This window comes from Curtobacterium ammoniigenes NBRC 101786, from assembly GCF_001571045.1.
Lineage (GTDB): Bacteria > Actinomycetota > Actinomycetes > Actinomycetales > Microbacteriaceae > Curtobacterium > Curtobacterium ammoniigenes.
On record NZ_BCSV01000005.1, the window covers coordinates 14,263 to 27,321 of the forward strand.

The 13,059-nt window shown below is 69.4% G+C and carries 18 protein-coding genes; 4 read left to right on the forward strand and 14 right to left on the reverse strand.

Going from position 1 to position 13,059, the window contains the following annotated elements:
* Positions 1-94: 94 nt before the first annotated feature.
* A complete protein-coding gene (locus CAM01S_RS11130; RefSeq protein WP_066521342.1) occupies positions 95-484 on the reverse strand; it encodes a tautomerase family protein in 390 nt (129 codons plus the stop codon).
* Positions 485-544: 60 nt separating this feature from the next.
* On the opposite strand from CAM01S_RS11130, the gene CAM01S_RS11135 reads away from it, so the two are divergent.
* Positions 545-931, forward strand: coding sequence for a VOC family protein (locus tag CAM01S_RS11135; protein WP_066521346.1), 387 nt, complete (start codon positions 545-547; stop codon positions 929-931).
* 42 nt (positions 932-973) lie between these two features.
* Here the strand turns inward: CAM01S_RS11135 and CAM01S_RS11140 are convergent, their stop codons facing one another.
* The 9 genes from CAM01S_RS11140 to CAM01S_RS11180 form a co-directional block, all read right to left on the reverse strand.
* The gene (locus CAM01S_RS11140; protein WP_066521352.1) at positions 974-1,981 is read right to left on the reverse strand and encodes a LacI family DNA-binding transcriptional regulator; all 1,008 of its coding nucleotides are present in this window, start codon (positions 1,979-1,981) and stop codon (positions 974-976) included.
* A gap of 98 nt (positions 1,982-2,079) precedes the next feature.
* Positions 2,080-2,253: a CsbD family protein gene (locus CAM01S_RS11145; RefSeq protein ID WP_066521356.1), complete on the reverse strand. Its 174-nt coding sequence runs from the start codon at positions 2,251-2,253 to the stop codon at positions 2,080-2,082.
* Between the two features lie 77 nt (positions 2,254-2,330).
* A complete protein-coding gene (locus CAM01S_RS11150; RefSeq protein WP_066521358.1) occupies positions 2,331-2,894 on the reverse strand; it encodes a hypothetical protein in 564 nt (187 codons plus the stop codon).
* Positions 2,891-3,466 (reverse strand): DUF6286 domain-containing protein, encoded by a 576-nt coding sequence (locus CAM01S_RS11155; protein ID WP_066521362.1) that lies wholly within the window; start codon positions 3,464-3,466, stop codon positions 2,891-2,893. Before CAM01S_RS11155 ends, CAM01S_RS11150 begins: the two co-directional genes overlap by 4 nt.
* Before the next feature lie 8 nt (positions 3,467-3,474).
* Entirely contained in the window at positions 3,475-3,780 is a 306-nt protein-coding gene (locus CAM01S_RS11160; protein WP_066521366.1) for a hypothetical protein, read from the reverse strand.
* On the reverse strand, positions 3,777-3,974 hold the full coding sequence (locus tag CAM01S_RS11165) for a DUF2273 domain-containing protein (RefSeq protein WP_066521370.1): 198 nt from the start codon (positions 3,972-3,974) through the stop codon (positions 3,777-3,779). Before CAM01S_RS11165 ends, CAM01S_RS11160 begins: the two co-directional genes overlap by 4 nt.
* Entirely contained in the window at positions 3,971-4,399 is a 429-nt protein-coding gene (locus CAM01S_RS11170; RefSeq protein WP_066521372.1) for an Asp23/Gls24 family envelope stress response protein, read from the reverse strand. The genes CAM01S_RS11165 and CAM01S_RS11170 overlap by 4 nt, the downstream gene beginning before the upstream one ends.
* Before the next feature lie 173 nt (positions 4,400-4,572).
* The gene (locus CAM01S_RS11175) at positions 4,573-5,637 is read right to left on the reverse strand and encodes an AraC family transcriptional regulator (protein ID WP_157071540.1); all 1,065 of its coding nucleotides are present in this window, start codon (positions 5,635-5,637) and stop codon (positions 4,573-4,575) included.
* Positions 5,634-6,680: a threonine aldolase family protein gene (locus tag CAM01S_RS11180; RefSeq protein WP_066521381.1), complete on the reverse strand. Its 1,047-nt coding sequence runs from the start codon at positions 6,678-6,680 to the stop codon at positions 5,634-5,636. The genes CAM01S_RS11175 and CAM01S_RS11180 overlap by 4 nt, the downstream gene beginning before the upstream one ends.
* A gap of 23 nt (positions 6,681-6,703) precedes the next feature.
* Between CAM01S_RS11180 and CAM01S_RS11185 the strand changes: the two genes are divergently transcribed.
* Both CAM01S_RS11185 and CAM01S_RS11190 read left to right on the forward strand, forming a co-directional pair.
* Positions 6,704-7,627, forward strand: a complete 924-nt coding sequence (locus CAM01S_RS11185) for a metallophosphoesterase (protein ID WP_066521383.1) — start codon at positions 6,704-6,706, stop codon at positions 7,625-7,627.
* A 145-nt stretch (positions 7,628-7,772) separates the two neighbouring features.
* Entirely contained in the window at positions 7,773-8,774 is a 1,002-nt protein-coding gene (locus tag CAM01S_RS11190; protein ID WP_066521390.1) for an NADP-dependent oxidoreductase, read from the forward strand.
* 53 nt (positions 8,775-8,827) lie between these two features.
* On the opposite strand, the gene CAM01S_RS11195 is transcribed toward CAM01S_RS11190, so the two are convergent.
* The 4 genes from CAM01S_RS11195 to CAM01S_RS11210 all read right to left on the reverse strand — a co-directional run bounded on the left by CAM01S_RS11195 (position 8,828) and on the right by CAM01S_RS11210 (position 12,327).
* Positions 8,828-9,661 carry an ABC transporter permease gene (locus CAM01S_RS11195; protein WP_066521397.1) on the reverse strand — a complete coding sequence of 278 codons (834 nt, stop codon included), beginning with the start codon at positions 9,659-9,661 and terminating at the stop codon, positions 8,828-8,830.
* A complete protein-coding gene (locus CAM01S_RS11200; RefSeq protein ID WP_066521401.1) occupies positions 9,648-10,586 on the reverse strand; it encodes an ABC transporter ATP-binding protein in 939 nt (312 codons plus the stop codon). Before CAM01S_RS11200 ends, CAM01S_RS11195 begins: the two co-directional genes overlap by 14 nt.
* Positions 10,583-11,734 carry a LolA family protein gene (locus CAM01S_RS11205; protein ID WP_066521404.1) on the reverse strand — a complete coding sequence of 384 codons (1,152 nt, stop codon included), beginning with the start codon at positions 11,732-11,734 and terminating at the stop codon, positions 10,583-10,585. The genes CAM01S_RS11200 and CAM01S_RS11205 overlap by 4 nt, the downstream gene beginning before the upstream one ends.
* Positions 11,735-11,802: 68 nt before the next feature.
* Positions 11,803-12,327 (reverse strand): DinB family protein, encoded by a 525-nt coding sequence (locus CAM01S_RS11210; RefSeq protein WP_066522181.1) that lies wholly within the window; start codon positions 12,325-12,327, stop codon positions 11,803-11,805.
* Between the two features lie 59 nt (positions 12,328-12,386).
* Here CAM01S_RS11210 and CAM01S_RS11215 point away from each other — a divergent pair, with 59 nt between their 5' ends.
* On the forward strand, positions 12,387-13,040 hold the full coding sequence (locus tag CAM01S_RS11215) for a histidine phosphatase family protein (protein ID WP_066521409.1): 654 nt from the start codon (positions 12,387-12,389) through the stop codon (positions 13,038-13,040).
* Positions 13,041-13,059 lie beyond the last annotated feature (19 nt).

Genomic DNA, 13,059 nt, shown 5'->3' on the forward strand with positions numbered 1-13,059 from the left:
ACGCCGCCGAACGGGATCCCGGAGGTCGCCGACGCATTGTCGGCTCGGTGACCTCCGGGCCGCGCGGTTCGAGCACGGAGCCGCACGGCCAGCGTCAGACGTCGACCGAGTAGCCGAGCTCCAGGTCTGCGCCGTTCAGCCCGCGGATTCCCCAGTTGACCCGTGGCGTTTCTGTGATCGTGATCTCGACGCTCTGCGGGTCGAGACCGACCTCGGTCTGGAGGCGCGTGAACAGTTCTCGAATCAGGGCCCGCTTCGCCGCGTCGCTGCGGCCGGCGAACATCGAGATCTCCACGATCGTGTAGTCCTCGCCGCGATCCGCGGGATAGACGAAGTCATCGTCCGAGAGCGCGACGAATCGGTGGAAGCGCTTGTCGGGCGGGTACGCCAGAGCGGCCATCACTGCTCCGTGGATGGCATCCGATAGTGCGCGCCGACGAGCGTTGATCAACGAGCGACGACCCCACACGACGACCTGAGCCACAGCAGCACGCTAACCGGCGGTTGGTCGATTGGGAAGGCCACTGTGAGTACGCTCCGGCGCATGAACACCGATGCGGACGCCGTGCCGCGGCTTGTTGCGACGGTCCTCGACTCGCCTGATCCCATCGTGCTCGCCCGCTTCTACGGCGCGCTTCTCGGCTGGACGGTCTTCGAGGATGACACCACGTGGGCTCGGGTTCGCCCGGATGTCGGTCCTGGATTGTCGATGCAGTTGGAGCCGAATTACCGTCGACCGGTCTGGCCGACGGAGGACGATGCGCCCGGGATGATGCTGCATCTCGACTTCGTCGTCGAGGACCTGCCATCCGCCGTTGCGCGTGCTGAAGCGCTCGGAGCCCGGCAGGCGACCTGGCAGCCGAACGATGACGTTCGGGTGCTGATCGATCCGGATGGGCACCCGTTCTGTCTGTTCCTCCCGACGGCCTGACGAGGTTCCGGAGCGACGTCGGGTCGAGCATCGAACGCGATGTCAGGTCGAGGCTCGAACCACGAGCTCGGGATCGAATCGCACCTGCTCGAATGCAACGGTTTCGCCCGCACTGACCTGCCCGATCTGTCGGGTGAGCAACGCGATCGCGCGAGACCCGATCTCGTGGCTTGGCTGCCGAACCGACGTCAGCGGCACCACCGTGGCCTCCGCGAACGCGATGTCGTCGTAGCCGATGAGTGCGATGTCCTCGGGGACGCGCACGGCTCCGCGCATGATGAACGCCTGCTCGAGCCCCACCGCGAGCAGATCGTTCGCCGCGAAGACAGCGTCCGGTCGGTCGGCTGCCGGACGGCGTTCGATCGCCTCCCCGACGCGCCGCCCCTCGGCGACCGTCAGGCTCCCGGTCTCGATCACCTCGATCAACGCACCGGACCGGGACGCGGCCTCCGATGCCCCCGCGAACCGGTCAGCCACCTGCCGAATCGTGAACGGGCCTCCAACGAAGGCGAGGTGGCGGTGGCCCCGCTCGATCAGGTGGGTCGCCGCAATACGGCCCCCCGCGACGTCGTCCACGGATACGGACGAGAACGTTCGTGCGTCGGCCAACCGGTCGACGAGGACGACCGCCGTCCCGTTGCGCTGCAGGCGTTCGAGCCGAGACAGGTCGTCACCGGCCGGTGAGATGAGGAGGCCCGCAACTCGCCGCTCCTCGAACAGGTCGACGTAGGTGCGCTCGCGGCGCGTGGACTCGTCACTGTTGCCGACGAGGACAGCGAGCCCCTCCTCGGCGGCCGCATCTTCCGCTCCACGCGCGAGATCGGTGAAGAACGGGTTGCTCGCATCCAGGACGATGAGTCCGATGGTTGAACTGCGGCCAGCGCGAAGCTGCCGTGCGGAGTCGTTCCGGATGAAACCGAGTCGGTCGATCGCGTCTTGGACTCGCGCCACGGTGTCCGGCGCGACCTTCTCCGGGCGATTCAGCACGTTCGAGACGGTGCCGAGTGACACGCCGGCGAGCGCAGCGACCTCTCGAACGCTCACAGCCATGGAGCAATCCTCGCACCCTGCGGCGCTCGGTCGACGACTGCACGACGCAAAGCGGGTCGACACCGACGTGGTGCCCACCCGCTTTGGGTTCAGACCGCTCAGTTCCTGAACGCGTCCTTGATGTCTTCGCCGGTCTGCTTCAGGTGCGCAGCGGCCTGGTCCTTCTTGCCTTCGGCGACCTGCTCGTCGTTGCCAGTGGCGTGGCCGACTGCCTCCTTCGCCTTGCCGCTCAGGTCCTGCGCAGCGTTCTTGATCTTGTCGTCGAGACCCATGATGGTGTCCTTTCTCTGGTGAGTGATGGAGCCGATCGGCTCCGGGATTGCCGCGGGCGGGATGCGTCGCGGCGGGGTCAGCGCACTCGGATCGGCCTCGCGAGCGCGGACGTTGTGCTCCGTGTCAGATGCACGAGGACCGGCACCTGTTGACCAAGGGTGCGGTCCAGCTCCGACAGCGCCTCGTCGACCATCTCCAGGGCCGCGACGGCGTTTCCGCCGCGTCGAACGGCAACCCGCATCCGAAGCACCCGCTGACGCCGGACCCGGTACGCGTCGACGCCGGTGCTGACGATGTCGGGCGCGCCGCGGAGTGCGTCGTCGATCACGGCCCGAATCAGTGCGATGTTGATGGTGACGGCGTCGCGGCCGAATGCTCGTCGGGCGGCGATGGAGGTTCCGCCGCGCCCACGCGTCACGATCCAGATCAGGCTGAGAATCACGATGACCCCCGCGCCGACCGCGATCGTCCAGTCCGTCGCTGCTGCGATCGTCAGGTGGGTGGGCAACGAGACGGTCCGCTTGAGAGCGGCTCGCGCCGCCGGGACGGACCCGCTCCCGAGCAGGAGCCCGGCCGCAATGGCGATGAGACCGAGCAGGATCAGGATCAGCCGATTCATGGTGCGGTTGCTTTGCGTCATGCCAGCGTTCCCTTCTCGCGGATCCGGACGCGCACGCGCCCGCTGAAGCGCGGATCCAGCACCGCGACCCGAGCCTCCACCGCGGCCCGGACGTGGTCTCGGTCCACGCCGACGCCGCTGATCGGGGTGATCTCCACAGTCGTCCGGAAGCGACGCACCGATGCGACGGCATGGTCGGCCGGCACTGCCGCTGCGTGGCTTGCGGCGTTCGCGGCCGTTGCAGCGACGATGCGCGTATCCACGATGACTGCACCGCGGTCGTGATCGACGGGAGTCCGGTGGCGGTGCCCGGGAAGGACCGCGAGTGCGATAGAGACGATGCCGAGGACTGCGAGCGCCGCGGCCACAGCCGCCATGGTGGCGCCAGCGGCTGGCGTAGGACGCATCAGCGTGGTGGCGAGCGTCTGCGGTGTCGCGACCAACGGGTGGGCGCCGATCGCGGCGAGGACAGCCTCCGTGCCGATCCACGCGGCGACCACGACGAGCACGATGAGTGCGATCGACACGGCCACCGAGCGGGAGCGGTGCAGGCTTCGCCGACGAACGCGCCGTTCGATGACGTGCTGACTCATTGGTGCTCCTACTTGACTCGGGTGCGGGGTGCGGAGACCACGCCGGTCAGTTCGAGGCGTGCCGAACCGACGGCGCGGCCGGTCAGTGTGCCGAGGTGTTCGCGAATGCCTGCGGCGACCGCGCCGGCGCGGGTGATGAGGTCTGCGCCCGACGCGATCGGCCCGACGACGCCGATGGCGAGTTCGCCATGCGCGTCTTCGAGCGTCACGCGCACACGGGCGGGCGAAGCACCGAGTCGCTCTGCCGCGACCGCGCGCGCGCATGAGGCGAGTGCGCGCTCGGTGAGGATGATCTGGCCGGGGATCGCGCTCATCGGGAGCTCCGGCGTCCGGTCAGCACGTCGGCGAGTGCATGACGGTCGATCCGGCCCACGGCGATCGCCGCGACCAGCGCGCCGATGGCGGCAAAGACGAGCACGAGGATGAATCCCCAGAAGCCGTACTGCAGCGCCACGACGGCGAGCAGGGCGCCGATGATCGCTCCGAGCATTGTCGTGGAGAGGTTCATGCGACCCGGGTCCCTTCGGCGTCGTCGTCGCCGGGGATGAACACGTCCTGCACCGTGACGTTGACCTCGGCGGTCTCCATGCCGACGATCTGCTCGACGGCGCGGCTCACGGCGGCGCGAACCTCGTTCGCAACCTGCTGGAGCGCCACGGGGTAGTCGGCGACGATCACGACGTCTGCGGCGACCTGCTTCTCGCCGACCTCGACCTTGACGCCCTGCCCGTAGTCGCGCTGACCGATTGCGTCGCGGATTGCGCCGAGTGCGCGCGCGGCGCCGGTGCCGAGCGAGTGGACGCCCGAGACCTCGCGTGCCGCGATGCCCGCGACCTTCGCGACGACGGCGTCGTCGATGATGGTGGCGCCGGTGTCGCTGCCTGCGCCGGTGCTCGGGGTGGTGACCGTGGTGGTCGATGCGGTCTCAGCCATGATTGCTCCTCTCGTTGCTCCGCCGGTTGCCCAGCGGATGCGCTGTTCACGAGGAAGACGGAGCAGCACCGACGATCATCACGAGATCGGCGCAGGACACGGCAAACACTCAGCCACGATCGATTCGGGGCACAGGAGGCATCGTTCGGAGGTCGGCCCAGTGCCCTCCTGGCTCAGATTGTTCGTTTCGCGGCCGGAGCGCTGCGCTGCGCGTCGAGCGTCCTTGAGGGGCTCTCACCGAAACGCGCGCGGTAGGAGGCCGCAAATCGTCCGGCGTTCTGGAACCGGAGGCGCTCCGAGATTTCAGACACCCGAGTCGCGGGTGTGGCGAACAAGAGGGCGAGTCGTGCCGCATCGAGTCGACGCATCCGGAGGAACTCCAGCGGCGCGACCCCGAACGACCGCGCGAACGCCTGCTGCACCCCGCGCGCGCCGATTCCGGCCGCCGCGGCCACGTCCTCGAGCGTCGTCGGCTCCTCGAGGCGCCCGCGCAGCAGCTCGACCGCGCGCCATACCGGCGTCGTCGGGGCCAGGCCCCGCAGGTGCCGAAGGGGGAAGCATCGGAACACCACCATGGCGATCTCCTGGTTGAGCGCCGCGCGCAGCGGCCCCCGCACGCGGTCATCGCTCAGCGCTGGTCCGAGCCGCATGATCGTGGTGCGCAGCAGGGCGCGGGTCGCTGTCAGATCGTCCTGCTGATCGAAGAGCACCGGTCCGCTCGGGAGCGGGATCCGCAGCTGCGTCGCGGTTCGCCGCACCAGCCCATCGGCAAGGTGCAGGCCGTTGTAGCAGGTGCCGTCGGACTCGAATCGGTAGGCCTCCGCGGCGGAGGCGACACAGGGCCTCCCCGGCGTGACGAGGCGGGTCGCATCGGCGAAGTGCATGACCGACGAACCGCGGGTCAGCCAGAACAGGACGTGCTCGTCGCGCGGCCCGATCGTGCCGCTTCGGCGCCCCGGCCCGGCATCCATCGTGCGCAGAGTGAGCTCGTCGTCCCCGACTACGGAATAGCGGAAACTGGTCGCAGCGTCGATGGCTCCGCCGGACTCGAGGCCGGTGCCGTGATAGTCGTCGGTGAAGATGGCGGCGTAGCCGGAGCCCCCGCCATTCGAGTACGTGCGTCGCCGGGGTGGATCACCGATCAACGATGGTGCCGTCGGGCCGTCCGGCTCGGTTTGCACCGCGAGGAGCGGGCGCACGGACGGCGCGTCGATTCCGGAGGCTCCGAGCACGGTCACGAGATACCGCCCGCTGGACTCGTGGTCGCCTCCCGCGACCACCCGACGAGCAGGCGCTCGAGGATCCCCGCCGCGGTCCGCGCATCTGCGGTGCTCACGCCCAGGTGGGTGACGAGACGAATGCGGTCCGGTCCGAGCGTGCTGAGGCGAACGCCTGCCGTTGCGGCGGCGGTGACGAAGCCGGCAGCGTTGGGAACGGTCGCGATCACGATGTTCGTGTCGACGGCGCGCGGGTCCACCCCGACACTGGCCGCGAGGAGCCGTGCGTGATCATGATCCTCCACGAGCCGAGTGACGTTGTGACGGAGCGCGTACCGGCCCGCGGCCGCGAGGATGCCGACCTGGCGCATGCCCCCGCCGAACCGCTTTCGCCAGACCTTCGCCTCGTCGATCCGGTCTCGGGAGGCTGCGAGTACCGATCCGACCGGCGCGCCGAGCCCCTTCGACAGGCACACCGAGACGGTGTCGAACCCGTCGGCAAGCGCTGCGAGCGGCCGGCCGGAGGCGACATGCGCGTTCCAGAGGCGCGCGCCGTCGAGGTGCAGCCCGAGCCCGTGCTCGCGGGCGAACCGCTGCACTGCCAGGACCTCGGCGTGGTCCTGCACCGAGCCTCCGCCGAAGTTGTGCGTGTCCTCGATCGCGATCGCCGCTGTGGAGACCATGTAGCTTCCCGCGTTCGGTGCGGCGAGCGCCTGTACGGTCTCGGCTCGGACCCGTCCCTCGACGCTCTGCCAGGTGCGGGTCGTGATCCCGGAGAGCACGGCTGCCGCTCCGAGTTCCGCGCGGACGACATGCGCGTCCTGGTCGGCGAGCAGTTCGGCACCCGGACGTACCAGTGCGCGGAGTCCGAGTTGATTCGCCATCGTGCCCGACGGCGTGAACAGCGCGGCCTCCATGCCGAGCAGGTCGGCGACCTCGTCCTGAAGGTCACGGACCTCCGGATCCTCGTCGTAGACGTCATCGCCGACGCGGGCGTTCGCCATCGCATGGCGCATGCCGTCGGAGGGCATGGTGACGGTGTCGCTGCGCAGGTCGATACTCACGGTGCGACGCTATCGTGACCGGCATGCAGCCTCCCGCATCGCGCGCGTTGCGCATCGTGCATCTGTCCGACACACACCTCACCGGCGACGGCACGCTGCATCAGGGGACCGTCGATACGACGGCCGCGCTCGATGCCATCCTCGACCAGCTCGAGCAGATCCCGGGCGTCGGTCTCGTCGTCGTGTCCGGCGACTGCTCCGAAGACGGCAGCCCCGCGTCGTACACCGCCCTCCGGGATCGTCTCGTGCCGTGGGCGGCGGCGCGGAAGGCGGGGCTCGTGCTCGTCCCGGGCAACCACGACCAGCGGGTCGGCTTCCGCGAGGTCCTCGGCACCGGCCACCTGCTCGGGGATGGCGGTGGGCCGATCGTGCATGATCTCGTGCATCGCGATGCGTCGGTGCCGATCGGGGCGGTGTCGTCGGTCGCCGGGCGACGCATCGTCACCCTGGACACGAGCGTCCCCGCTGCCGGATGGGGCGAACTGAGCGACGAGGCGCTTGACCGCCTGCGGTCCACCCTTCGTGAGCCGAGCGAACTCGGTTCCGTGCTGGTGCTCCACCATCCGCCCCTCGTCGCACCGAGCCGTCTGCATGCCGCGTTGCAGCTGCAGAATCCGGACGCGCTCGTCGCCGCGCTCGATGGGACCGACGTCGTCGCCGTCCTCGCCGGGCACTACCACCACGCCTTCACTGGACAGGTGGCGACGCCGTCCGGCGCCCGCATTCCGGTGCTTGTCGCACCGGGCGTCGCGAATGACACGGACATCACCGGGTCCTACGAGGAGGAGCGTGCCCTCGTCGCCTCCGGAGCGCTCATCGTCGATGTCGACGCCGACGGAGCGCTCTGGTCGACCCCCGTCCGGACCGTCCGTCCGAGTGACGGCCAGGAGGCTGTCCACCACTCCGCTGCGCAAGTCCAGGAGATCGCCGGTCGCTTCGGGCGGTGAGCCGCGGCACCGGTGGCGTGAGATACCCGGACCTGCCAGACCTGCCCAAACCTGCGAGTCGGTTGCGTGATCCGGACAGTGGCCCCCGCGGCAGGCATGCTGGCGCAGTCGGTTGGACAACCGCGAACCGCAACGGAGGAACACTATGCGTCAGGGCAGCGCGGTCGAGTACGACCAGTACGGTGACTTCGACGTCGTCCACCTCGTGCCGCAGGATCGACCAGAGCCGGGCCCGGACGACGTGGTGATCGAGGTCGTTGCGGCCGGCCTGAATCACATCGAGCGCTTCCTCCGCGAGGGGAAGCTCCGCGAGTTCACCGAGGTCCACTTCCCGGCCCGGCAAGGCGTCGACGTGGCCGGGGTCGTCCGTGCGCGCGGCGCGAATGTTCGCGATCTTCCGATCGGTGCGGAGGTGATGGGACATGTTCCCGGGAGCGGCTCACACGCGACCTGGGTGTGTGTGCCGCGCACGGCGGTCGTGAAGAAGCCCGCGTCGCTGGCATTCGAGGTCGCCGGGGCCCTGTACCTCGCGGGCTGCACCGCGATGTCGATCGTGCGCGAACTGCGGCTGGGCCCCGACGACACGGTCGTCGTGTCCGCGGCGGCCGGCGGTGTCGGGCACATCCAGTGCCAGCTCGCTCAGGCGGCCGGCGCCCGCGTGATCGGAACCTGCAGCCCGCGCAACCACGACTATCTGTGGCAGATCGGCGTGACGCCCGTGACCTACGGCGAAGGTCTGGAGGCACGGATCACCGAGGCCGCCGCGGGTCGCCCCATCACCGCCTTCATCGACAATTACGGTGGTGACAACCCGGAGCTGGCGACGCGCCTTGGCGTTCCTGCTGACCGATTCGTGTCCAGCGAGCACCGCCGCGATGTCGAGCTTCGATTCCTCCGCGCCCCGGGCGATGACCGTGAGGTCACGGCGCTGCTGAACGACCTGTCGGCGGCGCTGGAGGATCACGCGCTCCGAATTCTCATCTCCGGCTACTATCCCTTCGACTACATCGTCGACGCGTACGAGGATCTCGCTGCCATGCATTCACGAGGCAAGGTCGTGATCGGGATGCAGCCAGTGGAGACGGGTCGGAACCTCGGCTGGTACCGATCCGAGAAGATGCGGACCGTGCACGAAGCCCGTCCCTGAGCCGGGCGCTCTCGCCAGCCAAGCCCTGCCGCTTGGGCCGTCGACCGAGCTGCTCAGCTCAAGATGTCCTTCGTCGTGAATCGCCAGATGGCGAGACCGCCGAACACGACGAGGTAGCCGAGCTGGAGCCACGCATTCGACGCGAATGACGCGAAGGAGATCGGATCGCGGAGCAGGTCGCCGAACCCGAGCCAGCTGTCCGAGAACAGGAACGGATGCAGCCAGTCCAGCTGCGGCAGTTGGTCGGCGATCTGCGATGCTCCCGCCAGCACCACGGTGGCAGCCATCGCACCGATCGGCACCGACGTGAGCGTCGATGCGAACAGGCCGATCGCTGCCAGGCCGAGCATGGACACGGACACATACGCGACCAGGAGGAGCATCCGGCCCGCGTAGGCCGCCCCGCCGATCTGCGTGCCCGAGAGCAGCGTGACGGGGCCGATCGGGAAGAGGATCGCCCCGATGATGACTCCGACGACGGTGAGGGTCATCGTGGCCGCGACGATGAACGCGATCGTCCCGAGGTACTTCACCGCGATGAAGCGCAGCCGCCCGACGGGCGCGACGAGCAGATAGCGGATGGTTCCAGCGTTGGCCTCGCCAGCGACCGTGTCACCCGCTGCGACGCCGATCGTGAGCGGCAGGAACAGCGGAATCGACACGGTGAGCGCGGTGAACGCGACGAACAGCCCGTTGTTCGTGATGTCGGACAGGAACGCCGGGCCTCCGGTGCGATGGTGGGTGCTCACGCGCACGGCGATCGCGATGAGGATCGGCACGAGCGCCAGGGCGCCGAGCATCGCCCAGGTGCGCCACCGGCGGAACACGAGTGCGAGTTCCGCACCGACGAACGCGAACGGGCGACGGGCCGGACTAGCCTGCGACATCGAAGCCCTCCCCGGTCAGCTCGACGAACAGGTCCTCGAGGCTGCTGCCGGATGCGCTCAGCCCGCGAACGCGTACATCTGCCTCGACGAGCGCCGCCGTGACGCGCTCGATCGGGAGGTCCGGCGGAAGCGCGCCGGATGCGCCGGCGGCCTCGACGTGCGTGTCCGTGACGCCCAGCCGCTGCAGCACCGCCACCGCGCGATCCGGGTCCGGCGTCGCGACGGTCACGCGCGCGCCGCGTGCCGAGCGCAGGTCGTCGAGCGAGCCCTGCGCGACGATCGACCCCTGCCGCATCACTGCGGCGTGCGTGCATACCTGCTCGATCTCGGCGAGCAGATGGCTGGAGACGAACACCGTGGTGCCGTCGTCTGCGAGCGAGCGGATGAGGTTGCGCACTTCTCGGGTGCCTTGCGGGTCGAGGCCGTTCGTCGGCTCATCGAGGATGAGCAGTTCTCGCGGGGCGAGCAGCGCGTTGGCGAGCCCGAGGCGCTGCTTCATCCCGAGGGAGTACGCGTGCGCCTTCTTGTCGGCGGCATGCAGGAGTCCGACGCGTTCGAGTGCGACCTGGACGCGCTCGTCGCGGGTCTTCGCCACCGAGCGCACGTCCGCGGCGTCGAACCGTCGCAGATTCGCGCGCCCGGAGAGGAACGGGGTGAACGCCGGTCCTTCGACGAGCGCACCCACCCTCGGGAGCACGTCCGCGAGCGAGGCGGGCATCGGCGACTCGAGCACCTCGATCGTCCCCGACGTGGGCTTCGACAGGCCCAACAGCATCCGGATCGTGGTGGTCTTCCCCGAGCCGTTCGGCCCGAGGAACCCGAACACCGACCCCCGGGGGACGAACAGGTCGATGCCGTCGACGGCGTGCTGCCGCCGGAAGGTCTTCCGAAGGTCGACCGTTCGAATGGCGGCGTCAGTGCTCACCCGGCAGCTGCCTGCAGCGCCGACAACGGTACCGCCCCGGCGAAGACCCGGCCGTCGGTGGTGATCAGCACCGTAACAAGCGAGGTCTGCACCGCGCGGCCGTCCGACACCGGCGTCGTGAGCTCATCGAGGAGGCGAGCCGAGCCACCCTTCCCAGTGTTCGACAGGCCCTTCGCCGCATCGGCGGGCAGCTGAACGATCGTGTTCCAGCCGGTCCCGGTCACCGTCGGCTTCGGACCGGTGCCCGCGTGCTTCGGCGTCTGCGTCGACGGGGTCGGAGCCGTTGACCCCTGGATGGTGCCCGGCGTCATCGAGTCGGGGTGCTTCTTCGTGGTCCCGTGCGGGTGCGCCGGCACAGCGTGGGTGGACACGTGCGCGCCCGAGGGGGGTGTGAACGAGAACAGGTTCGCCGCCGGGGTCGAGAAGTCGATGCTGGTGTAGGCGACGGAGAACGCCGCGGCCTTCTGCCCCTTTGCGTCGATGCGAGCCGCGAGCGGCACACCCGTCTTCTGGTCGATCGAGAGGACGACATCGGCCACCAGGGTCGACGAGGACTTCGGCCGGAGCGTGATCTGCCATGCTGCGCGGCCAGCGACCGTGGACCGCGTCGGCGCGCTCACGTCGGTTGTCGGCGTGATCGCACTGATGGCGCGCTGCGCGATCGTCGTCGGCGTCTCCGTCGACGGCGCGGCCGGGGTCGCGCCGTTCCGCTTGGTCGGCAGTGTGTAATGGGTTGCGTCCTGGGTCTTCGAATCCCAGGTCCAGACGCTTGCGCCGTTCACGATGACGTCTTGTTCCGCGAGTTGACCGAGGATCTGCACGCGCGCCTTGCTCGGGCCGTCGACGTAGACCCGCGCGTCGTGCGCCGCGGTCAGGAGCCCGAGCACGGAGGCCGCTCCGGCGCTCGCAGAGCCCGCCGGCGTCGCGACGCCGCTGGGAAGCGACGGGAGCCCGAGGTCCGTCGATTGGTGCACGCGGCCGGAGAAGGCCGAGGAACTGGACCGAGCGACGCTCGCGAGCACCTGCGCGGCGGTCGGCGAGCCTGCGGTCGACGTCGTGGAACCGGTCGAGGCGAGCGCCGGTGCGGCGACCGCGCCGGCAATGACGACCGGGGCGATGGCCGCCGGAATCCACACAGAGCGTTTCATGGTGTTCCTTGCTGAGTCGCTGAAGTGCGATGACGGTACAACGCTTGTCCGTGTGTGTCCTGACCGACTCAGCGCGTGGCGCGGACATCCCACAGGTGATGGATCGGATCGTGCAGCATGTACCGTGCAAGGGTCTCGACGGTGAACGCCGCGCCATCCGATCGGAAGCCCACTCGGCCGAGCGCATTGTCGGGCACGTCATCGAACGCCGCCGCCAGCGTGTGCGCGGCCTCCCCGAGGTCCCGCACGACCTCGCCCGGGTCCTGTTCGCCGTACCGGGCTTCGATCGCGGTGGCGTCCTGATCCCAGTTCGGGAACGACGGCCCGTCCTCGTGCAGCATGAGCGCGAGCCGGTCGCCGAAGATGCGGTACACGTCGCGAACGTGCGCGGCGTACTCGAGGGGCGACCACGTCCGGTCATCGGGCCGCGCTCGCACGTCCGGCCGTTCCATTTCGGTCGGCCAGGCGCTCGCATTCGCAAGGATCAGTCCCGGGACAGCGCGGAAGCCGACCTCCCTGCCGTCATAGCCGCACTGCGCGCAGCGGCCGTCGATCACCCAGGTCCAGTCCTTGCGGTCCGGTTCGATGCTCATATCGTCCACGGTAGCGACGTTGCCCTCGGGGCAGAGAGGTCCGTTCGTATCGTGGAGCCATGCGACTGCTCCTGATCCGGCACGGCCAGACCCCCGCGAACGTGGACGGCGTCCTCGATACGGCGACACCGGGACCCGGGCTCACGCCGCTCGGTCGTGAACAGGCTGCCGCGCTCCCTGCCGCACTGGCCCCGATCCGTATCGACCGAATGGCGGTCTCGAGCCTTCGTCGAACCGCGGAGACGGCCGGCCCGTTGGCGGCAGCCGCGAAACTGATGCCCGTCGAGCATCCCGGGCTCGGTGAGATCGAGGCCGGGGAGCTCGAAGGGCGCAACGACCGGGCTGCGGTCGATCAGTATCTGGCGACCGCCGCGGCGTGGATACGCGGCGACCGCGCGGCGCGCATGCCGGGAGGCACGGACGGGCACGCCTTCTTCGCTCGCTTCGACGAGGCGGTCGCCTCGGTCACCGCGGGTGGGGCCTCGACGGTGGTCGTCGTCAGTCACGGCGCGGCGATTCGCGTCTGGGCGGGAGCGATCGCACGGAATGCGAGTGCGGCGGTCGCTGTCCAGCCGCTGGAGAACACCGGCATCGTCGAGCTCGACGGAACGCCCGGCGGCGGGTGGGAGCTCCTTCGATGGGCGAGTGCGCCCGCCGGAGGAGCGGCGTTCATCGATCGCGGTGCGCCGGACCCGACCGGCGAGCGCATCTGAGACGATGGCGCCCGCCGGT

Coding starts and splice junctions, on each gene's coding strand:
- CAM01S_RS11160 (WP_066521366.1), bottom strand. CDS start 3,780: ATGAGCGCGATCCCCGGCCAGATCATCCTCACCGAGCGCGCACTCGCC.
- CAM01S_RS11185 (WP_066521383.1), top strand. CDS start 6,704: ATGCAGCCTCCCGCATCGCGCGCGTTGCGCATCGTGCATCTGTCCGAC.
- CAM01S_RS11195 (WP_066521397.1), bottom strand. CDS start 9,661: ATGTCGCAGGCTAGTCCGGCCCGTCGCCCGTTCGCGTTCGTCGGTGCG.
- CAM01S_RS11215 (WP_066521409.1), top strand. CDS start 12,387: ATGCGACTGCTCCTGATCCGGCACGGCCAGACCCCCGCGAACGTGGAC.
- CAM01S_RS11190 (WP_066521390.1), top strand. CDS start 7,773: ATGCGTCAGGGCAGCGCGGTCGAGTACGACCAGTACGGTGACTTCGAC.
- CAM01S_RS11140 (WP_066521352.1), bottom strand. CDS start 1,981: ATGGCTGTGAGCGTTCGAGAGGTCGCTGCGCTCGCCGGCGTGTCACTC.
- CAM01S_RS11210 (WP_066522181.1), bottom strand. CDS start 12,327: ATGAGCATCGAACCGGACCGCAAGGACTGGACCTGGGTGATCGACGGC.
- CAM01S_RS11135 (WP_066521346.1), top strand. CDS start 545: ATGAACACCGATGCGGACGCCGTGCCGCGGCTTGTTGCGACGGTCCTC.
- CAM01S_RS11205 (WP_066521404.1), bottom strand. CDS start 11,734: ATGAAACGCTCTGTGTGGATTCCGGCGGCCATCGCCCCGGTCGTCATT.
- CAM01S_RS11165 (WP_066521370.1), bottom strand. CDS start 3,974: ATGAACCTCTCCACGACAATGCTCGGAGCGATCATCGGCGCCCTGCTC.
- CAM01S_RS11155 (WP_066521362.1), bottom strand. CDS start 3,466: ATGAGTCAGCACGTCATCGAACGGCGCGTTCGTCGGCGAAGCCTGCAC.
- CAM01S_RS11150 (WP_066521358.1), bottom strand. CDS start 2,894: ATGACGCAAAGCAACCGCACCATGAATCGGCTGATCCTGATCCTGCTC.
- CAM01S_RS11145 (WP_066521356.1), bottom strand. CDS start 2,253: ATGGGTCTCGACGACAAGATCAAGAACGCTGCGCAGGACCTGAGCGGC.
- CAM01S_RS11170 (WP_066521372.1), bottom strand. CDS start 4,399: ATGGCTGAGACCGCATCGACCACCACGGTCACCACCCCGAGCACCGGC.